The following is a 24178-nucleotide window of genomic DNA, read 5'->3' as shown; positions in this document are numbered from 1 at the left end:
CATCAACCTCCGGGACTCAATAGCGCAGGTTTGCCTGCTGGATCGGCTTGTAGGCATCGAGCAGCATCAGCATGAGGTACTCCGCAAAACTGCGCCTGATGATCAGCTCATATATCCCCGAGCCGCCAGCGCAGACGATGACTGGGGCCTTGAAACAGACGCTTTGCGCGCACTCTCCCATCGGGAACGCCCGGGCGCTCAAATCCAGCGGGCAACCGCGCGCAAGCACCAGCGGCGCCTTCCTGCCGCTGAGTGTCACGCTGGTATAGCCGCTGGTCACGTCGACCACCGAATAATGTCCCGGACCGAGCGCGTGACGGAGCCGGCTTTCCATATCGCGAGCCGACCAGACCGCCGACGCCAGCATCCATTCGTCCGGTCCCAGCCAGATGGCGCGGATATCGGCGCCTTGCGTATAAGTATTCGGCTGGAGCGGCAAGCTGATGCCTATTACCGAGCCGACGCCGGCATGCAGCGCTGGTTCGTCAGGCGAGGCCCGGAATATGCAGAAGCCGACCAGCGGGCGGCCATTCACCTCGAATTCGCCATTCGGCGAGCCGTGCTCCGCCAACAGGTGCCCGATACCTGTCAAGGGAGATTCATGCCGGGGAGTCGGCCAGGCGGCTCTCTGTTCACTCAACATTTTGGCGCAGCCCCTCTTTGTCGTAGAACACGGTGTCGCAGACCGTCGCGGCCACGCTGGCACCATTCGCCAGGCCGACCATCACGGCCTGGCCCTTCATGTTCGACCCATCACGCAGCATGGCCAGGGCGATGGATCGTTGCAGTATCGGACTGAAGTAGCTGGACGTGACGTGGCCGGCGGACTTGAAGGCATGTCCGGCGCCGGCGCCAGGATGCTTTGCCGGCAGGATCTGGCTGCCTTCCGGAAGCACGAAGGCGGCGTCCTCGGTCAGCAAGCCGACGTACTGCCGTCTTCCTTCGCTGGCCGTATCCGCTCGGGACAGCGACCTTTTCCCCAGGCATTCCTTGTGCTTCGATACCATCCCGCCCATGCCCATGTCGGCGGGCGTCATCGATCCATCCGTATCCTGGCCGACGATGATGAAGCCCTTTTCCGCGCGCAGGACGTGCAGCGCCTCGGTGCCATAGGGCGCGATGTCGTACTCGGCTCCCGCGACCATGAGCGCCTCCCATACCGCGCGACCGTAGTCCGCCGGAACGTTGACTTCATAGGCCAGTTCGCCGGAAAAACTGATGCGCATCACGCGGGCGGGAACGCCCGCGACGGTGCCCTCGCGGTAGCTCATGAAGGGAAACGCCGCGTTGCCGAAGTCGATGTCATCGCAGACCTTGCGCAGCACATCGCGGCTGCGCGGCCCGGGTACGGCGATCGTGCACCAGTGGTCGGTCACGGACGTCAGACGCACCCGCATATCCGGCCACTCGGTCTGCAACCACAGCTCCAGCCAGTTCATGACGGTCGCCGCATTGCCCGTGGTCGTGGTCATGAGGAAATGTTCCTCGCCCAACCGCACCGTCACGCCATCATCGAAGATCATGCCGTTTTCGTTGAGCATCAACCCATAGCGGGCGCGGCCGACGGCGAGCTTGCTCCAGTCGTTCGTATAGACCCAATTCAGCAGCTTGACCGCGTCCGGCCCCTGGATGTCGATCTTGCCCAGCGTGGAGGCATCCAGCAAGGCGACCGAGCGCCGCACGGCCAGGCATTCGCGCGCCACCGCCGCATGCATATCCTCGCCGGCCCTGGGGTAGTACCACGGCCTCTTCCACGCACCGACGTCTTCGAATACCGCCCCGTGTTCGGCATGCCATTCATGCAGGCAGGTTTTGCGGATCGGCTCGTGGTGAATCCCCAGATCGCGCCCGGAGAACGCGCCGAAGGTCACCGGCGTGTAATTTGGGCGGAATGTCGTCGTGCCCACATCGGCGATCGGTTTGTTCAGCAAACCGGCCAGGATCCCCATGCCATTGATATTGCCTGTTTTTCCCTGGTCGGTACCGAAGCCGAGCGCGGTGTACCGCTTGACGTGCTCCACCGATTCGAAGCCTTCGCGCACGGCCAGCATGATGTCGGCGGTGGTCACGTCGTTCTGGAAATCCACGAACTGCTTGGGCCCCCGGCTTGCCGTGACGTCGTCGGTTACCCGCCAAAGGGGAAGAATCGGCATTCCCTGGCCTGCTTCGACAGCCAGGTGCGGCAGCTCCGTCGCTGCCTCGAAGCCGCATGCTGCCGCGGCCGCCCTGCCCGCCGCAACGCCTTCCGCCATCGCGTCGGCCAGCGCGAAAGTGCCATTGGCTGCGCCCACGCTCTGTTCCGGCTGCCTGCTGGCGCCCGGCACGAAGCACGATCGGGCGTCGTCCCACCGCGTTTTCCCGCCCGACTGGCTGAACAAATGTATGGTCGGGCTGAGCCCGCCCGTCACGGCAACCAGGTCGCATCGCAGGACGACGTCCTCTCCCTTGACGCCGTGGGCGCGCCGCCGCACTTTCACGCTGCTTACGCGCCTGTCGCCCGAGGCCGCCACGACCACCGATTCGTCGTAGATCCTGATGCCGGCCCGCAGGGCCGCGTCGATCGGAACGCCCTGCGCCGCCTTGCGGGCGTCGACGACACTCACGGTGGCGCCCACCGCCGCCAGCGCGCTCGCGGTGCGGTAGCCTTCATCGTTATTGCAGAACACCACCACGTTGCGGCCGGGCAATACACCGTAGCGGTGGATATACGACGACACGGCTGATGCCAGCATGATGCCGGGCAGGTCATTGTTTCCAAACACGATGGGGCGTTCGTGCGCTCCCGTCGCCAGGATCACGCGCCTGGCGCGGATTTTCCACAGCAGCTCGCGGGTACCGATGCGCTCGCCGAGCGGAAGATGGTCGTGCAGCCGCTGCGTCACCGTGACCAGGTTGTGGTCGTAATAGCCGAAAGCGGTGCTCCGATCCAGGATCGTGACGGAAGTCGAGGCCGCCAACTGCCGCCGTGCCCTGGCGATCCATGCGGCGGATGACTGCTCGCCGATCGCGCGCGGGCTGGACAACAGGAACCCACCCAGCTCCGGCTGGTCGTCGACCAGGATGATTCGTGCGCCGGAGCCCGCGGCGGCCAATGCAGCCGCAAGCCCCGCGGCACCTCCGCCCACGATCAGCAGGTCGCAATGGGCGAACCGCTTGTCGTATCGCGACGGATCGCGCGCCGCCGGCGACGTCCCCAGGCCGGCCGCGTCGCGGATCCGGCGTTCATACCTGGGCCAGAAAGACCGCGGCCACATGAACGTCTTGTAGTAGAAGCCGGCGGGCAGGAGGCGGGCGATACGCTGGTTGAAAGCCATGCGATCCCTTTCCAGCGACGGGAAGGCATTGACGCTGCGCGCGGCCAAGCCTTCATACAGCTCGATCTCGGTGGCCTTGGCGTTCGGCACGGTGTGCGGACCATCTTCCAGTTGCACGATGGCGTTGGGCTCTTCGGGACCGGCCGAGACGATGCCCCGTGGCCGGTGATACTTGAAGCTGCGCGCGACGAAATGCACGTCGTTCGCCAGCAGCGCCGACGCCAAGGTATCTCCGTGGAAGCCTTCGTACCGCTTGCCGTTGAAAGTGAAGGAGATGGGCCGGGCCCGGTCGACGTTGCCGCCGCTCTGGATTCGATTCTGCTGCTTCATTGCTGATTTTCCCGGCCGTCGCTCGTGGCCTGGCCGGAGCCGAACCGCGATGTGCGCAGGATTTCATAGGTCACCGTATCCCGCTCCACCCTGAACCAGCGGCGGCAGCCCTGGCCGTGCAGCCACTGCTCCTCGCCCGGGCCGCGATGGTTGCTGCGCATGAAGAGGTAATCGGCCCATGCGCCGTCCGTCACTTCCGCCGACGGCGCCGGACGCCGGATATTGGCCTCGCCCCCGCAGGAAAACTCGATCTCCGCGCGCGGCCCGCACCAGGGACATTCGATCAGTAGCACGTTATTTCTCCATCAGTGCGCAACGTTCGCGGCGCCGTATTCGTCGATCAGGCTGCCGGTGGTGAACCGGTCCAGCCCGAACGGCGCGTTCAATTCGTGGGGGCGATCCAGCGCCACCGTGTGCGCGAAAACCAGCCCGGATATCGGCGTGGCCTTGAAGCCGCCCGTGCCCCAGCCACAGTTGAAATAGAGCCCGTTGACAGGCGTCTTCGTGATGATCGGGCAGGAATCCGGACTGAGATCGACGATGCCGCCCCACTGGCGGTTCATGCGGACCCGGGAGAACACGGGGAACATCTCCACGATGGCCGTCACGGTGCTTTCTATCGTCTGGAAACTGCCGCGCTGGCCATATCCCACGTACTGGTCGGCGCCGGCGCCGATGACCAGATCGCCCTTGTCCGATTGGCTGATGTAGGCATGCACGGCATTGGACATCACGACCGTATCGAGCACGGGCTTGATCGGCTCCGAGACCAAGGCCTGCAAAGGGTGGCTTTCCAACGGCAGGCGTATGCCGGCCATATCCGCCAGGACGGTGGTATTGCCAGCCGTCACCACCGCGACCTTCCTGGCCTTGATCGTGCCTCTTTCGGTCCTGACGCCGGTGACCTGGTTGCCGTTGCGCTCGATGCCCAGCACAGCGCAGTTCTGGATGATGTCCACCCCTGCCCGGTCCGCTGCCCTGGCATAGCCCCAGGCCACGGCATCATGCCGCGCCACGCCCGCCTTTCTCTGCATGGCTCCTCCCCACACGGGGAAGCGGCAATCCAGGTTCAGTATGGGAACTTCGCGTTTGAGCGCCGCCCGATCGAGGTACTCCACATCGATACCGAGCAGTCGGTTGGCATGCATACGGCGCTGTACGTCCCGGAAGTCCTTTTGGGAGTGGACCAGGCTGACCACGCCGCGCTGGCTGAACATGACGTTGTAGTTCAGGTCGGCGGACAGGTTTTCCCACAGCTTGATGCCCGCGTCGTACAAGGCCGCCGATTCTTCCCATAGATAGCTGGATCGGACGATGGTGGTGTTTCGAGCGGTGTTGCCGCCCCCTATCCATCCTTTTTCGACCACCGCGACATTGGTGATGCCATGGTTCTTCGCCAGGTAGTAGGCCGTCGCCAGGCCATGCCCGCCACCGCCGACGATCACCACGTCGTATTCCGGACGGGGAGCGGGGCTGCGCCATTGCCGTTCCCATCGCTCGTGATACGACATGGCATTCCTGGCGATACTGAAAATCGAATACTTCATCAACCGTTACTCCTGGCCCGCAGGCCGGCGTGTCGCCGCGGATTCGCACGCTCGGCCTGGAGCGCGGCGGCATACGTGTTCTTCATCAGCATCGCGATCGTCATCGGCCCGACCCCGCCAGGCACCGGCGTAATGAAGGATGCGACCTCCGCCGCCTCGTCGTACGCCACATCGCCGGCCAGCCTGTGCGTGCCGGCCTCCCCGGCGATGCGGTTGATGCCGACGTCGATGACGACCGCGCCGGGTTTTATCCAGTCGCCCCTGACCAGTCCGGGAGAGCCGGCTGCCACCACCAGGATGTCGGCGGTGCGGCAGAGCTGCTCGATATTCCGGGTATGTATGTGAGCGACGCTGACGGTGCATTCGGCGTGCATCAACAGCGTCGCCATCGGCCGGCCCACGATGTTCGACTTGCCGATGACGACCGCGCTCAGCCCCTTGAGCTCATGCCCGATGGCGCGATGGATCAGATGCATGCAGCCCAATGGCGTACATGGGACGAATGCATTGCGGCTGGATTGGATCGTCATGCGGCCGACGTTGACCTCGTGAAAGCCGTCGACGTCCTTCTCGGGCGCGATCTCGCGGATGACCGCTTCCGCCGGAAGATGCGGCGGAAGCGGCAACTGCACGAGTATGCCGTGCACGGACGGGTCATCGTTCAAGCGCCGTATCACCGCGGAGAGCTCGGCACCGGAAGTTTCAGCGGGAAGGCGGATCTGCAGCGACCCGAAGCCGATACGCTCGGCCTGCCTGGCCTTGTTCGCCACATAGACCGCGCTGGCCGCGTCGTCACCCACCAGGACCACCGCCAGTTTCGGGATCACGCCAGACTCGCGCATTTGCCTGGCGACTTCGGCGGTCACTTCGGCGGCGGCCTCCGTGCCGCTCAACGCGATGGCCTTCCGCGCGTCAGAAGATGATGGTGCGGTTCTCATTCAGCAGGATCCGGTGTTCAACATGGGTCTTGACGGCCTTGGCCAGCACCTGGCATTCGGTATCCCGTCCGATCGCGACCATTTCTTCGGGACTTGTCGCATGGTCTACGCGCCGTATGTCCTGCTCGATGATCGGCCCTTCGTCCAGGTCGGCGGTCACGTAGTGGGCCGTCGCGCCTATGAGCTTCACGCCGCGCTCGTAGGCCTGGTGGTAGGGCTTGGCACCCTTGAAGCTGGGCAGGAAGGAATGATGGATATTGATGACCTTGCCAGGCAGCCTGCGGCACAGGTCGTCGGAAAGAATCTGCATGTACCTGGCCAGCACGACCAGATCCACCTCGAGGCTCTCCAGCAAACCCAGTAAGGCTCGCTCCTGCTCCGCCTTGTTATCCGGCGTCACGGGCAGATGATGGAAGGGGATGCCTTCATGCTCCACCCGTGAACGATAAACGGTGTGATTGGACACGACGCCCACCAGCTGCAGGGGCAACTGGTCGATGCTGTTCCTATAGAGCAGGTCGTTGAGGCAATGGCCCAACTGGGAAACCATGATGAGAACCTTGGGCCTCTGCGTGAGATCGAATGTCTCCATCCGCATCCGATAACGCTGCACGACCGGTTCGAAATGCCGGTCGATCGCTTGATGCGGTACGTCGCTGTCGAACTGGAAGCAGACACGCATGAACAGGCGGCCGGTCGTCGGATCGACGAACTGGCCGCTTTCCGTGATGCAGCCGCCCAGCGAGGCAACGCCCTGGCCTACCGCCCCTACGATGCCACGCTGATCCTGGCACGTCACCTTGAGTACGAATTTTTTCATGGCACCGTGATTTATCCATTCCTGGCAAGAATGCCTATTCAAACTACTTAAGTGGATTGACACTTGCTATGATGCGTTTATCTGCTTAATGCGACCAGCGAATTGCGCGCACCACTCATTCCCGCCTGGAATCATTTCCCGAGTCCTGCCATGCTAGATATCAACGGTCCCCGTCTTTTCTCCAGACTGCCGTCCATGGAGAACCTGATCTGCTTCGAAGCCGTTGCGCGATGTGGCAGCTTTACCCGCGCCGCGCTGGAGCTGTCCCTGACCCAGAGCGCCGTCAGCAAGCAGATGGCCATGCTGGAAGACAGCCTCAAGACCTCGTTGTTCGACCGCGTAGGCCGGGGCATACGCCTGAGCGCGAAGGGCCGTGAACTGCAGGCGGAACTGCAGCCGCTGCTGCTCAGGCTGAACGACGTGGTGGCGCAACTGCGCAGCACGAATGCCGAGCAAGCCGTCGCCATCCGCTGCACCCAGGCCGTGGCGCATAGCTGGCTGTTTCCCCAGGTGGTCTATTTCAACCAGGACCATCCTGAAATCAATGTGAATATCATCGCCAGCAATTCGATCAACGAGGAAAGCTGCAGCGATGGATCGTTCGGCATCCTGTATGGCGACGGCAATTGGAGTTCGCTGGACGCCACCCCGCTCTTTCCGGAAGTCGTCTACGCGGTCTGCCGCCCCGATCTTCCCTTGCCGCCCATCGAGACCGTCGCGCAGCTGCGCGACGCACCGCTCATCCAGCTCGACTCCCGCGAGTGGAATTGCATGGATTGGCCGGCATGGTTCCACCAGTTCGGCGTCGAGTACACCGCGCCCACGCGTGCCCTGACCTTCAACCAGGTCACGCTCGTCTACAACGCGGCGCTGCAAGGGCTGGGCGTGGGCCTGGGATGGGACTACATGGTTCGCGAATCGATCGACCGGGGACAACTGCGTGCGATCGGGGAGTTCGCCTGCCGCACGGGTCGCTACGACTATCTTGTGCATTCGCGCCACAGGACCCTCAGCCCCGCGGCTCGGCTGTTCCGGGATTGGCTGCTGCAAAGGAAATCCCTTTGGATTCAGTCGTAGGTAATCGACAATTCCTTGCCGAGCGGCACCCATTTCCTGATTTCGCGGTCGATATCCGCCGTGAAGACCTCGGGCGACTCCGGCGTCAACTGAATGCCCAGCTGCGCGAATCGCCTGGCGACCTCCGGGTCCGCCAGTACGCGATTGATCTGCGTGTTGAGCAGCTTGACCACCTCGGGTGACGTCCCCGCGGGCGATACGAAGCCAAACCACTGCATGACTTCGAAGCCTGGCATGCCCTGCGATGCAATCGATGGAATATCCGGCGCGATGGAAGCGGGCGTCAGGCTGGTCACGCCAAGTGCCTTGAGCTTCCCCGACTTTATAAGAGGCAGCGCCGCCGACAGGCTGGGATAATTCAGGCTGATCATGTGGCCCACGACGTCAGCCATGGCCTGCGCCGCGGATTTGTAGGGCACATGCATGATGTCGATATCGAGCTGCTTGTCGACCAGGGCGCCGATCAAGTGCGAATACGTGCCTATGCCCGCGCTCGAATAGGTCAGCTTTCCGGGGTGCTGCCGGGCGTATGCCGCCATGCCGGCCATATCTCCGAAAGGCGCGTCCGGGGCGGTCACCAGGACGCTGGGCGCCGCGCCGACCTTGGCGACCGCGACAAAGTCCCTCATTGGTTCGTACGGTATCCGCTTGAAGAAATACGGCGTATAAGCCCATGGGGAGGCGGCAAACAGCAGCGTGTAGCCATCCGGCTTGGCACGCAGCACGTATTGGGCGCCGATGAAGCCGCCGGCGCCGTCCTTGTTTTCCACCACGACGGACTGGCCCAGCGCCTCGCCCAGCTTGGCGCCTATCACGCGGGCGTAGGTGTCGCTAGCACTGCCTGCTGAGAACGGCACGACGACGGTAATCGTGCGCGAGGGGTAGGCTGGCTCGGCACGCGCGGCGGTGGACAGCCCGAAGATGGCGACCGCAAGCGCGCCGCCCAGCAATCTGGGAATACGGATGTTCAAGATAGCCCCTTGTATGCATGCATGCGGGTCGTTGGCGCCCGATGCGATCTTTCTCTGTATGTGGTGGAGACAGCATACAAACGAGGCGCTGGCAGGACTAATGAAAGAATCGCACGACTCATTCCCGGAAGAAATGTGTCGCGCAACGACAAGAAGCCAGGCTGATGGCTGCCCGCGGCGGGTCACCGCCGGCGCAGGTCCTTTTAAGGGGCCGGGCACTAGAATCTCGAGACACCCGTCGCCCAACACCAGATCGCCGAGCCCAATTGTCCGTGTCCGCCTCATCCCCAGGTAAACGCCCGCGCAACGCCGCCACCAGAGCCGCGGCAAACAGCACCTCCGACGACCGCATCGACGCCCGCGTATGGAAAACCGCCAGCGTGGTGATGCTGGCGCCGCTGATGGCGCAGTTGGACTCCACCGTGGTGAACGTTTCCCTGTCGACGCTGGCGCAGGAATTGAATACAGACCTCGCCACCATTCAGTGGGTATCCAGCGGCTACCTGCTGGCCCTGGCCTTGACGCTGCCGCTGACGGGGTGGCTGGTGGACCGGATGGGCGCGAAGCGGATGTACCTGATCTGCTTTTCCATCTTTACCCTGACGTCGCTGTTCTGCGGAATCGCCACCGATGCCAACAGCCTGATCGTGTCGCGGGTCCTCCAGGGCATGGCGGGCGGACTGCTCACGCCCATGACGCAGATGATGATGGCGCGCACGGCTGGCCGACACCTGGCGCGCGTCATGGGCTTCGCGGTCATGCCGGTGATGATCGGGCCCATCCTCGGCCCGACCTTGGCGGGCCTCATCCTGCAACATGCCGGGTGGCCCTGGATCTTCCTGATCAACCTGCCCGTGGGCGTACTGGCCATCCTGCTGGCCTGGCGCGTGCTGCCGCCGGACGGCGACCTGCGGGTCCGGCGAGGCTTCGACGCGATCGGCTTCCTGCTGCTGGCGCCCGGCCTGGCCATGCTGCTGCATAGCCTGGAAGCCCTGGCGAACACGGAAAGCGGCGCAGCCGATACCAACCGGCTGGAACTGGCGATCGCCGTGCTCCTGCTGCTGGCCTTCCTGCTGCACGGGCTGCGCCGCGGCGCGAAGGCCCTGATCGACATCCGCCTGTTTCGCGCGCGCTCGTTCGCGCCTTCGGCCGCCACCCAGTTCCTGACGAACTGCATGACCTATGGCGGCCAGTTGCTGTTCCCGCTGTATCTGATCAGCGCGCGCGGCTACAGCCCGTCGCGCGCCGGCATCCTGCTGGCGGCGATGGGCATAGGACTGCTTTGCGCGTTCCCGTGGATGGGGCGGCTGACGGACCGCTACGGCTCGCGCCGCGTCTCGACGGCGGGCGCGCTGATCGGTCTGGCCGGTACCCTGCCCTTCATGCTGGTCGGCGTCTACGAGATGCCGGACACGCTGATCTGCCTGCTGCTGTGGCTGCGCGGCGTGGGACTGGGCTCGATCAACATCCCGTCGATGTCGTCCGCCTACGCCAGCATCCCGCGCGAACAACTGCCCGTCGCGACGACGGCGCTGAACATCGTGCAGCGACTGGGCGGCCCCATCGCCACGACCTCGCTGGCGATCTGGCTGCACGCCAGTCTCGCCGAGCACCAGGCCGAGGCGGCGCCCGCGTTCTCCAGCACCTTCGCGGTGTTCTGCCTGATACACGCCTTGGGCGTGGTGGCCGCACTGACGATTCCGGCCCGGCGCGCGGCCTGACCTCCCCGGGTTCAGCCGTCGTCCGTCCTCGGCTCGGCCACCTGCGATGCCTCCATCAGCCACTGCCGGAACGCCTGCAGGATGGGCAGCTTGGATTTGGTCTCGGGATAACACAGGTAATACCCTTGACGGGCGCGTATCCGCAGCTCGATGACCGGCGCCAGCTTGCCGTCGCGCAATTCGTCCTCGATCAGGCAGCGCGGGATCAGGGCGATGCCGAAGCCCGCCGCCGCGGCCTGCGACAACAGGTTGTATTGATCGAAGCGGGCGCCTTCGCGCGCGCGGCGGGTGTCGCAACCGGCCTGTTCGAACCAGTCGGTCCAGCCATCCAGCGCCGATGTGTGGTGCATCAGCGGCTGCTTGAGCAATTCCTCCGGTGTCGCGCAGGGGCGCGGAAAAAGCCTGGGGCTGCCCACCGGCACGACGTCGCGGCCGACGATATAGTCGGCGCCGCTGCCCGGCCATACCCCTTCGCCGAATCGCACGGCGGCGTCCAGCTCCGGCGTCGAAAAGTCATAGCCTTGGCGGTGCGGCAGGAACTCGACATGGATGTCGGGCCGAAGGCGCATGAAACCGGCCAGGCGGGGGATGAGCCAGCGCGCACCGAAGGTCGGCATGCTGGTCAGATACAAGGTGCCGCCCTGCCCCTGGTGCGAGATCAGTTCCAGCGTGGCCGCTTCGATCTGGCCCAGCCCGACCTGGATCTTGGCGAGGTAAGCCTGCCCCGCTTCGGTCAATACCAATCCATGCCTGAGCCGCAGGAATAGCTCGACCCCGACGAACTGCTCCAATTGCTTGACCTGCTTGCTCACCGCGCCTTGCGTGACGGACAGTTCCTGGGCGGCGCGCGTGAAACTGCCGTGACGGGCGGCCATTTCGAAAGCCTGCAGATCCGTCAGGGATGGGCAAAGGCGGCGCATGTATATAACGAGGTAGGGATGAGCATAGCCATCAGGTATGAAATATTTTCATAGCATAAGGAGAATTCTTCGTTTGCACAATTTGTTGCGGCAGCCAAGAATCGCCGGGGCTCACAAAGCGCCCGCATATTCAGAACACCTTCCACAAGGGATCTTCATGTTTTTCAAGCAACGCCTCCTCGGCCTGACCGCCGTCGCCGCCATGGCCGCCCTGCCGCTCCTGGCCCACGCCGACGACGCCTATCCCAGCAAGCCCATCCGCCTGATCGTGCCCTTCCCGCCGGGTGGCACGACCGACATCGTCGGCCGCCTGTTCGCCGACAAGCTGGGCCGTGAACTGGGGCAGACCGTGGTGGTCGAGAACCGCGGCGGCGCGGGCGGCTCCATCGGCAGCGCGGCCATCGCCAGCAGCACGCCGGACGGCTACACGCTCGGCATCGCCACCGCCAGTACCCACGGCATCAACCCGGCCGTGTACACCAAGCTGCCGTTCGACGCTCAAAAGGACTTCACCCCCATCACCAATCTGGCGGCCGTGCCGAATATCATGGCCATCAATCCCAAGCTCGGCGCGAAGAACATGGCCGAGTTCATCAAGCTGGCCAAGGGCGAGCCGGGCAAGCTGACGTATGCGTCCGCCGGGAACGGTTCGGTTTCGCACATGATGGGCGAACTGTTCAAGATGGCCTCGGGCACCAACCTGGTCCACGTCCCGTACCGTGGCGTGGGTCCGGCCTTGAACGACGTGCTGGCGGGCCAGGTCGACGTCATGTATGACAACTTGCCTTCGACGCTGCCGCACGTGCAGGCCAACCGCCTGATCGCCATGGCCGTGGCCGCGCCCCAGCGCGTCAAGGCCCTGCCGGACGTGCCGACCTTCGCCGAAGTCGGCCTGCCCGCCGTCAACGACGCGTCGTGGTTCGGCCTGGTCGGCCCCGCCAAGCTGCCCAAGGCCGTGGTCGACAAGCTGAACGCCGCCGTCGCCAAGGTCGAAGGCGAGGAAGACGTGAAGGCCCGCCTGGAAGCGCTGGGCGCCGCGCCGGCCAACAACACGCCGGAGGCTTTCGCCAAGCAGATCGACGCCGAGATCGCCAAGAACAAGCGTGTGGCCGCCGAAGCCCACGTCAAGGTCGACTGACCGTAGCCACGGGCCGCCGGGCGTCATGCGTCGCGGCCCGTCTTCCCGAATACCAAAGCTATCACCATGCTGAAAACCCAGCCGCTTTCCTACCGCCTCTACGCGCCGGACAATTACCCGGCCGCTTCCGCCTCCTCCCCCCTGGTCCTCGATTCGCCGCACAGCGGCACCACCTATCCCCCGGACTTCGCGCCCGCCATCGATTTCGGCGCGCTGCGCACCGCGGAGGACACCTGGATCGACGATCTCTGGAGCGGGGCGCTGGCGTTCGGCGTGCCCATGGTGGCGGCGTCCTTCCCACGTGCCTACATCGACGCCAACCGCGCCGCCGATGAAATCGACGCGCTATTGCTGGATGCGCCCTGGGATGGCCCGCTGAACGAGACCGGCAAGGTCAAGCTGGGCAAGGGGCTGATCTGGCGCATGCTGGACGACGGCACCCCGCTGTACGCGCGCAAGCTGAGCGTGGCGGAAGTCCATCATCGGATCGACGCGTGCTGGAAGCCTTACCACCAGGCCGTGGCGCAGTTGCTCGACGCCGCCCATCAGCGCTTCGGCAAGGTGTGGCACATCAACTGCCACTCCATGCCCAGCGTGGCGGGCGCCTACGCAACCGACAAGCCCGGGCTGGTCCACCCCGACTTCGTGCTGGGCGATCGCGACGGCAGCACCAGCGCGCCGGAATTCCGCCAGTTCGTGGCGGCCTGGCTGCGCGAAAAAGGCTACGACGTGGCCGAGAACGATCCCTACAAGGGCGTCGAGCTGGTGCGCGCCTTCGGCCATCCGGCCGAAGGCCGGCACAGCTTGCAGATCGAAGTCAACCGCAAGCTCTACATGGACGAAGTCACCCTGCGTCCGCATGAGGGTTATGCGCGTCTGCAGGCCGACCTGCGCGGCTTGAGCGAGGCCCTTGTGGCCTGGATGCGCGACCAGATCGCCTGATCAGGCCTGGACCGCTGGCGGCGATCACGCCAGCGGAAACGGCGACGCCACGACAGGCTCGGTCTGCAGGATCTGGCCGATGAAATGCCGCACCGTGGGCGTACGCTCATGGCGCCGGTATATCGCCGCGATGGTAGAAGGAATGTCCGCCCCGGCGACCTGCCGGAAGACGACGTTGGGCAAGGCGAGCACGTCCTTGACGATGCTGGGCAGCACGGCGACGCCGACACCCAGGGACACATGGGTCACCACCGCGAGCAATGAACCCGGCACGGCGCCTATGCGTGGCGTGAAGCGGCCGCGCCGGGCGACCTCGCGCAGGCCGAGGTCCTGCTCCGGGACGATGAAGTCCTCGTCCGCCAGGTCCCGAGCCTTGACCGCGGGCCCATGCCGCCGTCCGCCGGAGCCGGCCAGGCGATGGCCGGACGGCAAGGCCAGGCAGAAGCCATCGCGCACCAGGACGTGGCTGGCGATGCCGGCCGGCAGTGGAACCGGCAGGCGGACGAAGCCGATGTCCACCGTGCCGGCGTCGATGCACGCGGCCACCTGGTCCATGGGCAGTTCGCGCGCGTGCAGCGTCACGTCCGGCCAGTCCGCGCGAAAGCGTTGCATCTGGTGTTGCAGGACGCCGGAAAAGGCAGCGGAACCGACGTAGCCCAAGGCAATGCGTCCAAGCTGCCCGCGCCCCGCGCGGCGGCCCACGTTGACGGCGCGGTCGAAGCGATCGAGCACGGCCAGCGTTTCCGCCAGGAAGGCGACGCCGGCCTGCGTCAAGGCCACGGACCGCTTGGTGCGGTCGAACAGTCGCGCCTGCAATGCACGCTCCAGCTCCTGGATCTGCAGTGTCAAGGTGGAAGACGAGACGCCCAGCTCTTCAGCAGCCTTGCCGAAGTGCAATGCGCGCGCCGCGACGACGAATGAACGCAGATGGCGCAGCTCCATGGCGTGTTCCTGTATTCGATTTTCTCGAATTATTTTGGCTGAATAGTTGGTTGAACTCAACCAAGTCACATGCTGCAATGAGCCCTTGCGCTCATACCCTTGCGCTCACACCCCTTACGTCCACACCCTTACATCCACACTCAAGGCAGCCATGGAAGCCACCCTCGCCGCGCGGCCAGCCAGCCGGCAGACCGCGATCCTGCTGATCGCATCGTTCGGTTGCGCGATGACGGTGCTCGACACCAATGTCGTGGGCATCGTGCTGCCGACGATCGCGCGCGACCTGCAGGCGACCTTCGCGGAAATCGAATGGGTGATCAGCGCCTACGTGCTGTGTTTTGCGTCGCTGCTGCTGCCGGCGGGGTCCATCGCCGACCGCTACGGCCGCAGGCGGGTATTCCTGTGCGGGATCGGGCTGTTCGCGCTCTCCTCGCTGGCCTGCGGGCTGGCGCCGACGCCGGTCGCGCTCTACGCGGCGCGCGCCGCCCAGGGCGCCAGCGCGGCTTTCCTGCTGGCGCCCGCGCTGGCGATCGTCGGCCACACTTTCCACGACGAACATGCGCGGGGGCGAGCCTGGGCCGTATGGGGCGGCATCATGGGCCTGACCATGGTGCTATCGCCTTTGCTCGGCGGTGTCATCAACAGCCTGCTGGGATGGCGCTGGGCCTTCCACATCAATGTGCCGATTTGCGCCGTGCTGGGCACGGCGGTACTGCGCCGCGTGGACGAATCGCGTGATCCCACGCCGCGGCCGTTGGATTTTGCCGGGATCGCGCTGTTCGCCTCCGCCATGTTCGCCGTGACCTGGGCCTTGATACTAGGTCCGGGGCACGGCTGGGGCCGCGGCGCCGTGCTGGGCCGCGCAGCCGTCGGGTTGATGCTGTTCGGCGCGTTCTGCCTGGTGGAGCGTGCGCGGCCCCATCCCATGCTGGACCTGGCCTTGTTCCAGGCCTGGCCTTTCGTCGGCGCCGTCATCGCCATGTTTGCCTATGCCTCGTCGGCGCAGGTCATGGCTTCCGTGTTGCCGCTGTTCCTGCAGAACGGACGCGGCGATACCGCGCTGATGGCCAGCGTCGGCATGCTGCCCTTCGCGCTGGCCATGCTGGTCTTTCCCCAGGTCGGGCGGCGGCTGTCCCGGTGGCTGGACGGCAAGGACATCCTGGCGCTGGGCCTGGCGATCGTGGCCCTCGGCAACGCGGTCATGGCTTACGCGGCGCTGCAAACGGGCCAGGGCATCGTCATCGCGGGGATGGCGCTGCTCGGAACCGGCGGCGGCCTGCTGAATGGCGAAACGCAGAAAGCCATCATGGGAAATGTCCCGCCGCATCGCGCCGGCATGGCGTCGGGCATCAGCACGACGGCGCGCTTTTCCGGCATCCTGCTGGGCTTTGCCGGACTGGGCGCGGTGCTGGCGAGCAATACCGGCGCGGCCATCCGCGCGGCGACGGAAGCGGCCCATCTGCCTGTCGACGACGCCTTCATCGGACGCGTAGTGGCGGGCGACATCCAGGGCGCGATCGCCGCCTATCCGTCCAGCGCGTGGGATGCGCTGGGCAACATCGCCCGCCTTGCCTACGGCGCCGGCTTTTCCGGTGCTTTCCTGCTGGCCGCCGGTAGCGCGGCAATCTGCGCGCTGCTCGTATTCCTGTCGATGAGGCGGTCAGGCAAACGCCCTGCGCTGGTCCGATAGGAAAGCGCGGTCGATCTGGCGCTCCAGCGTGGCGATATCCATATCGTTCACGCCGAGCCGGGCGAAATGGTCTTTCCAACGCGCGATAACCGCGCAGACCCTCTTTATCTGATCGTGCGCCTCGTTCCGGGACATGCCGAACAAGCCATGTTCCGACATCGCATTATCGAGCGTCGAATCAGCGGCGTATGTCCCTACGCGCATTTGCTGGAATCCCAGGGACTGCCCGGATGGCAAAACGTCGAATGCCGGTGAAAGCTCGTACTCGCCTTCGACGTTCATCAACAGCACATGGTTCTTCTCGTGATCATCGGTATTGTCGATGAGAATGTTGAACACCATGCGTCTGAAGAGCTCTTTCATCTGCTCCAGATTGCGATGATCAGCAGTAACTCCCCGCCGGCGCAGCAACTGCGCCAGTTCCGGATAGCCCAACTCAACTTCAACACCCATGGGTGATCGTCCATGTCCAACAGGGCCTTCGGGCGAGCGCCACCCAAGGTGGTGCCCGGCGTGATCAGGCGACGCTTCCGTTCGTCGACCTGCTCGCCCGCCAGGACCTGCAACACCAATTTCTCCATCGTCGACCGCGCCTGCCGCGGTCTCCCTATCCCTTGGGAATAGTTCGTCCGGCACGAGAGGCAAATCCTCGCTCAACGGGAAGCCGGTTTTCAGCCAGCCCGGCGCGTAGAGCAACGAACCCCTTTCAGCGTGCGCACGAGGCGCAATTCGCCGATGAGGCGTGGCGCGGCGGGATCAGCCAACCACCATAAGTACAGCGCATCGACGGGCTGGTAGGTCGCAATATCGAAGGCGATCATGTATCACCACCCGGAGTATCCTTGGCCGTCGGCGGCACCTGGTAAAGCGGCGGGCGCTTGCGTACGGAGCGCGATTTGGCCGCCCGGATCGCGTCTTCCAGTGCCCCCCTGTCGTGCTCGGGAGCCGCAATTTCGGCAAGGGCCTGCGAGCGGCCCATCATCCATAGCGCCGTTGCATAGACGCCCATCGAGACGCTGGGATCGCCTTTTTCCATGCGTATCAGGGTGGGCTCCGAAACACCTATCCGCTGAGCCCAGGACTTCAGGGGCTCGCGCCGGCGTTTCCGCGCGATAGCCAGGTCCTCACCCAGCGCACGCAGGTCAGCGAGCACGGCTGGAGGCATGGCGTCGAGGGCGGCAGATCGCTTTGGCATAACATATATTTTAGTTAATTCGCCAAAATACTCAACTTTATATAAAGTAAGCGGCTCACCTGCCTGCGCCTCGCGAGCCCCCGCCGGTGTGCAAGCTCAATGGCCCGATACGCGGTTGAACCAATACTCCTACCCCCGTGACACTGCCCGCTCCGCGGCGTGCAGCCATCCCAGGCCGGCGCGCGTGCCGTTGGCGGGACGGTACTCGCAGCCTATCCAGCCGTCGTAGCCCAGTTCTTCGAGTACGCGGAACAGGTGGGGATAGTTGATTTCGCCGAGGTCCGGCTCATGGCGGGCGGGGACGCCGGCGATCTGCATGTGCCCGACTCGCCCGGTGGGCAGGTATTGGCGGATGCGCATTTCCAGGTCGCCTTCGACGATCTGGCAGTGGTACAGGTCCATCTGGACTTTCAGGTTGGGGGCGCCGACCTCGTCGATGACGGCGTGGGCGTCCGCCTGCCGGTTGAGAAAGTAGCCGGGAATATCGCGCGTGTTGATGGGTTCGATCATCACGTCACGGCCGCCTTTCGCGGCAGCCTCGGCGGCCCAGGCCAGGTTATGCACATAGGTCTCGCGCAGGTGCGCGCGATCGCCGTCCGCTGGCGCCAGACCCGCCATGACATGGATGCGTGGGCAGGACAGCGCTTCGGCGTATTCCAGCGCCCGTTCGATACCTTCGCGGAATTCAGCCTCGCGGCCGGGCAGGCAGGCCAGGCCGCGTTCGCCGGCATCTTCCCTGCCCGGTGGCCCGTTGAACAAAGCCTGGGTCAGGCCGTTATCCCGCAGGCGAACGGCCAGTTCGCTTGCCGGCCAAGCGTAGGGGAACAGGCACTCCACGCCTTTGAATCCATCTTGCGCGGCGGCCTGGAAACGGTCCAGGAAGCCGTATTCGTTGTACAGCAGACTGATATTCGCGGCGAACTTCAACATATCGGGTCCTTGGCTATCTGGGGGTAGCGTCCAGGACCGCGCCCAGCGCGGCGCCATCGACGGTCACTGACTGCTTGTCCAGCAGGCCCTGCAAATAGGCCTGCGCCGCCTGCTGCTGTCGTTCCTGCCGCATCCCCAGACGCAGGCGGTCACGCACTTGGGCGAACGTGGCGGCCTGCTGCGGGCGCTCGTCCACGAGCTTCAGGATATGGAAACCCTGCAGCGATTGCACGGGTGCGGAAACCTGCCCCTTGCGCATCGTGGCGACCACGGGGCGCATCTCCGGCAGCAACTGGGCCAGCGGGATCATGCCGGTATCGCCGCCCTGCTGGGCCCCCGGGTCCTGGGAATATTTCTTCATCAGCGTCGTGAAATCGGCCTTGGGACCCTGGGCCTGCCTGGCGACGTCGTCCGCCTGCCTGCGGGCGCGCGCCACGGCGGCGGCGTCGTTGATCGGCGCGGCCAGGAAAATCTGCGCCACCCGGTACATGGCGGGCTCGACCCAATTGGACTTGGTGCGTTCGTAGGCGGCGCTGAGCTCCTTATCGGAAGGATAGTCGGCGGGCACCGTGCTGACCGAAGCCAGGTAGGAGCGGAACACGATTTCCCGCGTGGCGGCCTCGATCTGCGCCTTGACCTCGGGACGCTGCGCCCAGTTCTGGCTCTGCGCCTGCTGCAGCAAAGCCTTTTCCGCCAGGCGTCCGCGGACCATATTGTCCAGCAGGGAACGGTTGGCTTTCACTTGCGCGCGAGCCTGCGGCGCCAGCGCGTTCAGCATCGCCTGCACTTCGCCTCGCTGCACTTCCACGGTGCCCATTCGGGCGACGACCGTGGTGTCCGAGCCGTCGGCGGCGTTGCTTGCCGAAGACGTCCTGCCTGCCGGCTTGGCGGCATCCGCCGCCTGGGCCGGACCGGCACAGATCATGCAAAGAGCGGTCGCGGCGAGCCAACCGTAGTTTTGGATTTTCATCGCATTCTTGTCGATACGTGGACGCGGAGCGGCAACGATAACGCGAATACGAGGAACCGGCATGGCCTACGTATCGAATCAAAACCCCGTCAATGCGCCCCGCTCGGCCAGCGACCTGACATCGTCTGCCGGCATGCCAAGCCAACGCGCCAGCACCTCGTCTGCGTCTTTCCCCAGGCGAGGCGGATAGGTGGGCGGAACTTCGGCTTCGCCACTGAACTTGATGGGATTCCCGACGACATCGATAGCGTCGCCGTCGTTATCGCACAATGGCAGAACCATGCTCCGGCCCGCCTCTCGCGCATCGGCCAGCGCCTCGGGAACATTCTTGATCAGTGCGACCGGCACGCCCGCGCGCTGCAGCGGTTCTACCCAGTCCGCCGCGGGGCGCGCCAGGAAGGCCTCTTCCAGCAAGGCCCAAAGCGCATCGCGATTTTCGAGTCTGTCGGCTCCCGTCAGGAAACGGGGGTCGCGCGTCAGCGCCTCGCGGTCCAGGACCGCGCACAGTCCTTTCCACATGCGGTCGGTATTCGCGGTAATGACGAGTTCACGGCCATCGCCCCCCACGAAGGAACGATAGGTCGGGATGGAATCATGGCGCGCGCCCTGAGGCTGGGGCGTGATCCCCGCCACGAGCGCATAAGTGCTCTGGTAGGACAGCATGGCGAGCTGGCAGTCGAGCATGGAAATATCGATAGTCCGCCCATGGCCGGTGCGCTGGCGATCCGCCAGCGCGGCGTTGATAGCGATGGCGGCATACATGCCGGCGACCATGTCGCCGGCCGGAATGCCCAGTCGCACGGCCGGGCGTCCGGCCTCACCCGTCAAGCTCATTACGCCGGACAAGGCCTGCACGATCATGTCGTACGCTGGCTGGTCGCGCCAGGGCCCATGCTGCCCGAAGCCGCTGATGGACGCCCAGACCAGCCCCGGCTGCGCGGCGCGCAGGCTCTCGATGTTCAGGTCCATGCGCGCGAGCACGCCCGGCCGGTAATTTTCGACGACCACGTCGGCGGCCTGGATCAGGCGGCGAGTCAGGCCCATGCCATCGGCGTGCTTCATGTCGACGGCAACGCTACGCTTATTGCGGTTGATGCCCAGGAAGTAAGCGCTTTCGCCCTTGACGAAATAGGGTGGTATCGCGCGACTGGAGTCGCCCGCTGGCGACTCCAACTTGACGACTTCGGCGCCCAGGTCGGCGAGTATCTGGGTGCAGAACGGCCCGGAGAGAAAGGTCGTCATATCCAGGATGCGGTAACCCGCCAAGGGGCCGGATCGCGCATCGGACCTGGCGTGCTGGCGGCTGCTGGAATCGGCTGCCATGTTCACGCTCCGCCGACGATGGTGAGGTCCGCCAGCTGGTCCACCGCGTGAGCGTCCAGGGATTCCAGGCGCCACAACCGGGACAGCAGCGTTTGGGCACGGTCATGGCCCAGCAGCGGCACGATCAGATCGCGCGCCTTGGCGTCGACCTCCTCGCGAGGCATGGGGTTGCCCCAGGTCCCGCGTACCGCGCGAGTGTGATGGCTGAGCGTGCGGCCATCATCGCATTCGATCGTCACGATCGCCTGGCGACCGCCACTGCGCTGCAAGGCTTCGCTGGGCACCAGCTTTATCCGCGCCCGCAGCGCCGCCACGACTGGATCCGCCATGCGGGCAAAGTCATGGGCTGACTCGAAGGTCAGGCCGCGATCGACGATATACAGCGCGCTCAAGTGCTGCAGGCTGATGTTGGGCATATCGCGGCCGTCGACGATAAAAGCTTCGTTGGCCTGGATCTCGACCGTGACGGCTCGGATGCGGTCCGGCGACGGCAACTGGTCGCGCAAGGCTTCCAGGCTGTCCAGCGGCGCCTGCACCGGCGAACCGACGCACCATTTCTTGATGTTGGACGACAGGATCTCGTCGCCCAGGGTCATTCCTTCATCCAGGGTCCGCCCCTTCTCCCCCCGGCCGAAAGCCACGAACAAGGTACGATCGCCGTGCAGCACGTCGTCCACGCCCGTCCACCCCGCTTGCGTGAGCAGGGTGGCGAAGATCGCGTTCTTGGCCGCCATCGCCCCGAAAACATAGGCTTTCTGGACATGGTCGTGGTCGACCATCCAGCAGGACAGCCCAGACACTTCGTGACCCAGGTAGGAAAGCAGCCGGCGCGCGGCCGCCTCATCGAAGCCCGCCAGGACGCCCGCCGCGGCGCCGGCGCCGAACAGCGCGCCTACCGCATGCGTGGAACGGCCACGGTGGTTCAGCGCCATCGCGCCCATTTCCTCCAGCACGCGCGCGCCCACGTCGTAGCCGGCGGCCACCGCAGCGATCAACTCACTGCCATTCCGGCGCTGCAACTGAGCCATGGCCAACGCGGCAGGCACGACGGCGCAACCGGGATGGAAGACGGACTTTTCGTGGGAGTCGTCGGTCTCATCGGCATGGGCCAGCATCGCATTCAGCATGGCGGCGGAGAACACCGGCAGGCGCTGGCCAGTGCCGATCAAGGTGGCCTGCTCCTGGCCCGCAAATACCGGCGCGGTGGCCAGCGCACGCTTGCCCACGTCCAGCGCTGCTCCAGAGACCATGGCGGCCACCGTGTCGACAATATGATGCTTTGCCTTTTCTATCAGCCGGTCCGACATCGGCGTGCCGAGGGCGCCAGCGATCAGGCCGGATACGTTGCGAGTGGCGGGTGACACCTTGGATAGGTCGCTCATGATGATCCTGTTCGTTCCATGATGGGTCGAGGCCGCGCGGCGGCCGCAAACCGTCGGCATTATCTTGCGGAGCGCCTCTGGCTGAGGCCGCCATCGACGGTAAGGGTGGTGCCCGAGACATACGATGCCGCCCCGGAAGCCAGGAACGCCAGGGCGTTGCCGATCTCGCTCGGCCTGGCCAATCGGCCGAACGGCAGATGCGTGGTCAGTTCCTCCCAACGCTCGGCATCGTTCAGGCTGTCGGCCGCGCGCTGACGCCATCGCGTGATCTGCCTGTCCGTCGCCACCATGCCGGGATGCAGGCCGACGACGCGGATGCCGTCGCCTGGGCTCAAGGCGCCCAGCGCCCGCGTGAAGGCGTCCAGCGCCGCATTCCCGGCACTGCCCGCGATGTACTCGGGAATGACGCCCTCGCCGCCCGCCATGCCGATCACATTGAGCACCACGCCACCACGTCCACGCTCACGCATGCCGGCATAAATGGCGCGCGTCAGATCGATGTAGCCATATACCTTCAAGTCCCAGGCGGTGCGCCAGCGCTGTGCATCGATATCCTGCAGGGTGCCATGCGGAATATCGCCGGCGTTGTTCACCAGGATGTCGAGTTCGCCGCCGAACCGATCAGCCACGGCGTCGACGGCGCCAGGCTCCCGCATGTCGATCGCCATTGTTTCGACGGTAGCGCCGTGGCGGTCCTGCAGAGCAAGGGCCGCCGCGGCCAGCGCCTCGGTGCTGCGTGAGACCAGCCTTACCGCGCAGCCTTCGGCGGCGAAGGCTTCGGCGGCCGCGAAGCCGATGCCGCGCGACGCGCCTGTGACCAGCACGGTCTTGCCCTCGAGATCCAATCGCATGTGATGCTCCTTTCGATTCTGACGCTACTGGATCTGCAAGCGGGACTCTGTGGCGATCGTGCGCCAGCGGCCGCCTTCCTGCTGGAAGAACGCGCGGCTTTCCTCCAGATTGGCCGTGGTGGTGACCGTGGCCCCGACTCGTTGCAGTGAAGCCTGATATTCCGGCGACTTCACCACGTCGACGACGGCGTCGTGCAGGCGAACCAGCTTGTCCTTGGGTATGGTCGGTGCGGCGAGCATGATGGTGTACCCCGTGAGCGGCGCATAGCCGGGGATTTCCTCGCTGGCCGTCGGCACCTTTGGCAGCGCGGCGTTGCGCTGCTCGCCGGTGCTGGCGATGGCTTTGAGCTTGCCTTCGCGTATCAAGGGCAAGGAGGTTTCCGCCGACATCACGACCATATCGACCTGGCCGCCGCCGACCGCGGTCAGCAGATCGGGGCCGCCGCGGTACGAGATAGGATTGGTTTGCACGTGCGCCGCGCGCGCGAACTCGATGCCGAAGAAATGGCCCGGAGAGCCTATTCCGCCGAAACCCCAAGCCAGCTTGCCAGGGTTTGCCTTGGCGTAAGCGGCGACGTCATGGAGACTGTTGAATCTGCTATTGCCGGGCACGACGAAAACATAGGGGGACGTCCCCAGCTGCAGGATAGGCACGAAATCCTTGTCCGGATCGTAGCCGGGGTCCTTGAAGATGACCGGGTTGACGAAGTGATTCACCATGGTCACCAGCAGTGTCGGCTGGCTGGCCGGCGCGTGCGCCACGTAGACGGCGGCGATATTGCCGCCCGCGCCCGGCTTGTTCTCCACGACCACGGATTGGTTGATGCGTTTCTGCAGGCCCTGGGCGATGACGCGCGCCGCCACGTCGACGGTACCGCCCGCCGAGAACGGCACGGCGATGTGCACCGGATGGTCGAATAGCGGCGCGCCGGATTGCGCATGGACCGGCGCCGCCAGCGCGGCCAGCGTGACGGCCGCCGCCGCCAGCGAACGTCTGACCCTGTCGCCGGCCGGATGGGCGAGGACGGGACGAGAGGCGCCTCGTTTCGAAGGAAGGTGGCATTTCATGGTGTTGTCTCCTTGGGTAGGCTGGGCCAGCCGGCCGCATTTCCCGTCTGCGCGGGCCTGGCGGTCTCTAAGTTGCTCGACGGTTGGTCGATATGGCGCCCTTGGGTTG

Annotated in this window: 23 protein-coding genes; 5 read left to right on the top strand and 18 right to left on the bottom strand. The window is 65.1% G+C overall.

The window, feature by feature from the left end; translation table 11 throughout:
• Positions 1-16 precede the first annotated feature (16 nt).
• Genes CAL12_RS06135 through purU form a run of 6 tightly spaced genes read right to left on the bottom strand, consistent with a single transcriptional unit; the run spans position 17 to position 6949 of the window.
• Positions 17-643, bottom strand: coding sequence for a sarcosine oxidase subunit gamma (locus CAL12_RS06135; protein WP_157792903.1), 627 nt, complete (start codon positions 641-643; stop codon positions 17-19).
• Positions 633-3644, bottom strand: coding sequence for a sarcosine oxidase subunit alpha family protein (locus tag CAL12_RS06130; RefSeq protein WP_086063684.1), 3012 nt, complete (start codon positions 3642-3644; stop codon positions 633-635). The genes CAL12_RS06135 and CAL12_RS06130 overlap by 11 nt, the downstream gene beginning before the upstream one ends.
• Complete coding sequence (locus tag CAL12_RS06125; protein ID WP_086063683.1) at positions 3641-3937, bottom strand: sarcosine oxidase subunit delta; 297 nt, start codon at positions 3935-3937, stop codon at positions 3641-3643. The genes CAL12_RS06130 and CAL12_RS06125 overlap by 4 nt, the downstream gene beginning before the upstream one ends.
• A gap of 12 nt (positions 3938-3949) precedes the next feature.
• The gene (locus tag CAL12_RS06120) at positions 3950-5194 is read right to left on the bottom strand and encodes a sarcosine oxidase subunit beta family protein (RefSeq protein ID WP_086063682.1); all 1245 of its coding nucleotides are present in this window, start codon (positions 5192-5194) and stop codon (positions 3950-3952) included.
• Complete coding sequence (locus CAL12_RS06115; RefSeq protein ID WP_086063681.1) at positions 5191-6129, bottom strand: bifunctional 5,10-methylenetetrahydrofolate dehydrogenase/5,10-methenyltetrahydrofolate cyclohydrolase; 939 nt, start codon at positions 6127-6129, stop codon at positions 5191-5193. Before CAL12_RS06115 ends, CAL12_RS06120 begins: the two co-directional genes overlap by 4 nt.
• On the bottom strand, positions 6104-6949 hold the full coding sequence (gene purU, locus CAL12_RS06110) for a formyltetrahydrofolate deformylase (protein WP_086063680.1): 846 nt from the start codon (positions 6947-6949) through the stop codon (positions 6104-6106). The genes CAL12_RS06115 and purU overlap by 26 nt, the downstream gene beginning before the upstream one ends.
• Before the next feature lie 150 nt (positions 6950-7099).
• On the opposite strand from purU, the gene CAL12_RS06105 reads away from it, so the two are divergent.
• Complete coding sequence (locus CAL12_RS06105; protein ID WP_086063679.1) at positions 7100-8026, top strand: LysR substrate-binding domain-containing protein; 927 nt, start codon at positions 7100-7102, stop codon at positions 8024-8026.
• Here CAL12_RS06105 and CAL12_RS06100 read toward each other — a convergent pair.
• A complete protein-coding gene (locus tag CAL12_RS06100; RefSeq protein ID WP_157792902.1) occupies positions 8017-8997 on the bottom strand; it encodes a Bug family tripartite tricarboxylate transporter substrate binding protein in 981 nt (326 codons plus the stop codon). The two genes, CAL12_RS06105 and CAL12_RS06100, sit on opposite strands and share 10 nt — an antisense overlap.
• Before the next feature lie 272 nt (positions 8998-9269).
• Here CAL12_RS06100 and CAL12_RS06095 point away from each other — a divergent pair, with 272 nt between their 5' ends.
• On the top strand, positions 9270-10718 hold the full coding sequence (locus CAL12_RS06095; protein ID WP_232464717.1) for a DHA2 family efflux MFS transporter permease subunit: 1449 nt from the start codon (positions 9270-9272) through the stop codon (positions 10716-10718).
• Between the two features lie 11 nt (positions 10719-10729).
• Here CAL12_RS06095 and CAL12_RS06090 read toward each other — a convergent pair whose 3' ends face one another.
• Positions 10730-11638, bottom strand: coding sequence for a LysR substrate-binding domain-containing protein (locus tag CAL12_RS06090; protein WP_086063676.1), 909 nt, complete (start codon positions 11636-11638; stop codon positions 10730-10732).
• Positions 11639-11795: 157 nt separating this feature from the next.
• Here CAL12_RS06090 and CAL12_RS06085 point away from each other — a divergent pair, with 157 nt between their 5' ends.
• Positions 11796-12776, top strand: coding sequence for a tripartite tricarboxylate transporter substrate binding protein BugE (locus CAL12_RS06085; RefSeq protein ID WP_086063675.1), 981 nt, complete (start codon positions 11796-11798; stop codon positions 12774-12776).
• Positions 12777-12842: 66 nt separating this feature from the next.
• Positions 12843-13718 carry an N-formylglutamate amidohydrolase gene (locus tag CAL12_RS06080; RefSeq protein ID WP_086063674.1) on the top strand — a complete coding sequence of 292 codons (876 nt, stop codon included), beginning with the start codon at positions 12843-12845 and terminating at the stop codon, positions 13716-13718.
• Between the two features lie 24 nt (positions 13719-13742).
• On the opposite strand, the gene CAL12_RS06075 is transcribed toward CAL12_RS06080, so the two are convergent.
• A complete protein-coding gene (locus CAL12_RS06075) occupies positions 13743-14660 on the bottom strand; it encodes a LysR family transcriptional regulator (RefSeq protein ID WP_086063673.1) in 918 nt (305 codons plus the stop codon).
• A gap of 151 nt (positions 14661-14811) precedes the next feature.
• Here CAL12_RS06075 and CAL12_RS06070 point away from each other — a divergent pair, with 151 nt between their 5' ends.
• A complete protein-coding gene (locus CAL12_RS06070) occupies positions 14812-16350 on the top strand; it encodes an MFS transporter (RefSeq protein ID WP_086063672.1) in 1539 nt (512 codons plus the stop codon).
• On the opposite strand, the gene CAL12_RS28220 is transcribed toward CAL12_RS06070, so the two are convergent.
• The 9 genes from CAL12_RS28220 to CAL12_RS06030 all read right to left on the bottom strand — a co-directional run bounded on the left by CAL12_RS28220 (position 16321) and on the right by CAL12_RS06030 (position 24069).
• On the bottom strand, positions 16321-16803 hold the full coding sequence (locus tag CAL12_RS28220; RefSeq protein WP_198298389.1) for a HipA domain-containing protein: 483 nt from the start codon (positions 16801-16803) through the stop codon (positions 16321-16323). The genes CAL12_RS06070 and CAL12_RS28220 overlap by 30 nt on opposite strands.
• Before the next feature lie 218 nt (positions 16804-17021).
• Positions 17022-17171 carry a hypothetical protein gene (locus tag CAL12_RS28215; RefSeq protein ID WP_198298388.1) on the bottom strand — a complete coding sequence of 50 codons (150 nt, stop codon included), beginning with the start codon at positions 17169-17171 and terminating at the stop codon, positions 17022-17024.
• Entirely contained in the window at positions 17168-17386 is a 219-nt protein-coding gene (locus tag CAL12_RS28210) for a hypothetical protein (protein WP_198298387.1), read from the bottom strand. The genes CAL12_RS28215 and CAL12_RS28210 overlap by 4 nt, the downstream gene beginning before the upstream one ends.
• A gap of 288 nt (positions 17387-17674) precedes the next feature.
• On the bottom strand, positions 17675-18475 hold the full coding sequence (otnI, locus tag CAL12_RS06055) for a 2-oxo-tetronate isomerase (RefSeq protein ID WP_086063671.1): 801 nt from the start codon (positions 18473-18475) through the stop codon (positions 17675-17677).
• Between the two features lie 13 nt (positions 18476-18488).
• Positions 18489-19445, bottom strand: a complete 957-nt coding sequence (locus CAL12_RS06050; protein ID WP_157792901.1) for a peptidylprolyl isomerase — start codon at positions 19443-19445, stop codon at positions 18489-18491.
• Positions 19446-19523: 78 nt separating this feature from the next.
• Complete coding sequence (locus CAL12_RS06045; RefSeq protein ID WP_086063669.1) at positions 19524-20768, bottom strand: CaiB/BaiF CoA transferase family protein; 1245 nt, start codon at positions 20766-20768, stop codon at positions 19524-19526.
• Positions 20769-20770: 2 nt separating this feature from the next.
• Positions 20771-22150, bottom strand: a complete 1380-nt coding sequence (locus CAL12_RS06040; RefSeq protein ID WP_157792900.1) for an MmgE/PrpD family protein — start codon at positions 22148-22150, stop codon at positions 20771-20773.
• 59 nt (positions 22151-22209) lie between these two features.
• Positions 22210-23001, bottom strand: a complete 792-nt coding sequence (locus tag CAL12_RS06035; RefSeq protein ID WP_086063667.1) for a short-chain dehydrogenase/reductase — start codon at positions 22999-23001, stop codon at positions 22210-22212.
• A 24-nt stretch (positions 23002-23025) separates the two neighbouring features.
• A complete protein-coding gene (locus CAL12_RS06030; protein ID WP_086063666.1) occupies positions 23026-24069 on the bottom strand; it encodes a Bug family tripartite tricarboxylate transporter substrate binding protein in 1044 nt (347 codons plus the stop codon).
• Positions 24070-24178 lie beyond the last annotated feature (109 nt).

Origin of the sequence: Bordetella genomosp. 8 (genome assembly GCF_002119685.1) — a bacterium.
GTDB lineage: Bacteria > Pseudomonadota > Gammaproteobacteria > Burkholderiales > Burkholderiaceae_B > Bordetella_C.
This window is presented reverse-complemented; position numbering and strand designations above follow the sequence as displayed.

What these genes read in the sequence shown, in the direction of transcription:
- CAL12_RS06040 (WP_157792900.1), bottom strand. Translation starts at nt 22,150, where the DNA reads ATGAGCGACCTATCCAAGGTGTCACCCGCCACTCGCAACGTATCCGGC.
- CAL12_RS06130 (WP_086063684.1), bottom strand. Translation starts at nt 3,644, where the DNA reads ATGAAGCAGCAGAATCGAATCCAGAGCGGCGGCAACGTCGACCGGGCC.
- CAL12_RS06085 (WP_086063675.1), top strand. Translation starts at nt 11,796, where the DNA reads ATGTTTTTCAAGCAACGCCTCCTCGGCCTGACCGCCGTCGCCGCCATG.
- otnI (WP_086063671.1), bottom strand. Translation starts at nt 18,475, where the DNA reads ATGTTGAAGTTCGCCGCGAATATCAGTCTGCTGTACAACGAATACGGC.
- CAL12_RS06050 (WP_157792901.1), bottom strand. Translation starts at nt 19,445, where the DNA reads ATGAAAATCCAAAACTACGGTTGGCTCGCCGCGACCGCTCTTTGCATG.
- purU (WP_086063680.1), bottom strand. Translation starts at nt 6,949, where the DNA reads ATGAAAAAATTCGTACTCAAGGTGACGTGCCAGGATCAGCGTGGCATC.
- CAL12_RS06080 (WP_086063674.1), top strand. Translation starts at nt 12,843, where the DNA reads ATGCTGAAAACCCAGCCGCTTTCCTACCGCCTCTACGCGCCGGACAAT.
- CAL12_RS06105 (WP_086063679.1), top strand. Translation starts at nt 7,100, where the DNA reads ATGCTAGATATCAACGGTCCCCGTCTTTTCTCCAGACTGCCGTCCATG.
- CAL12_RS06070 (WP_086063672.1), top strand. Translation starts at nt 14,812, where the DNA reads ATGGAAGCCACCCTCGCCGCGCGGCCAGCCAGCCGGCAGACCGCGATC.
- CAL12_RS06075 (WP_086063673.1), bottom strand. Translation starts at nt 14,660, where the DNA reads ATGGAGCTGCGCCATCTGCGTTCATTCGTCGTCGCGGCGCGCGCATTG.
- CAL12_RS06045 (WP_086063669.1), bottom strand. Translation starts at nt 20,768, where the DNA reads ATGGCAGCCGATTCCAGCAGCCGCCAGCACGCCAGGTCCGATGCGCGA.
- CAL12_RS28210 (WP_198298387.1), bottom strand. Translation starts at nt 17,386, where the DNA reads ATGGAAAAAGGCGATCCCAGCGTCTCGATGGGCGTCTATGCAACGGCG.
- CAL12_RS06030 (WP_086063666.1), bottom strand. Translation starts at nt 24,069, where the DNA reads ATGAAATGCCACCTTCCTTCGAAACGAGGCGCCTCTCGTCCCGTCCTC.
- CAL12_RS06035 (WP_086063667.1), bottom strand. Translation starts at nt 23,001, where the DNA reads ATGCGATTGGATCTCGAGGGCAAGACCGTGCTGGTCACAGGCGCGTCG.
- CAL12_RS06115 (WP_086063681.1), bottom strand. Translation starts at nt 6,129, where the DNA reads ATGAGAACCGCACCATCATCTTCTGACGCGCGGAAGGCCATCGCGTTG.
- CAL12_RS28215 (WP_198298388.1), bottom strand. Translation starts at nt 17,171, where the DNA reads ATGATCGCCTTCGATATTGCGACCTACCAGCCCGTCGATGCGCTGTAC.
- CAL12_RS06135 (WP_157792903.1), bottom strand. Translation starts at nt 643, where the DNA reads ATGTTGAGTGAACAGAGAGCCGCCTGGCCGACTCCCCGGCATGAATCT.
- CAL12_RS06090 (WP_086063676.1), bottom strand. Translation starts at nt 11,638, where the DNA reads ATGCGCCGCCTTTGCCCATCCCTGACGGATCTGCAGGCTTTCGAAATG.
- CAL12_RS28220 (WP_198298389.1), bottom strand. Translation starts at nt 16,803, where the DNA reads ATGGGTGTTGAAGTTGAGTTGGGCTATCCGGAACTGGCGCAGTTGCTG.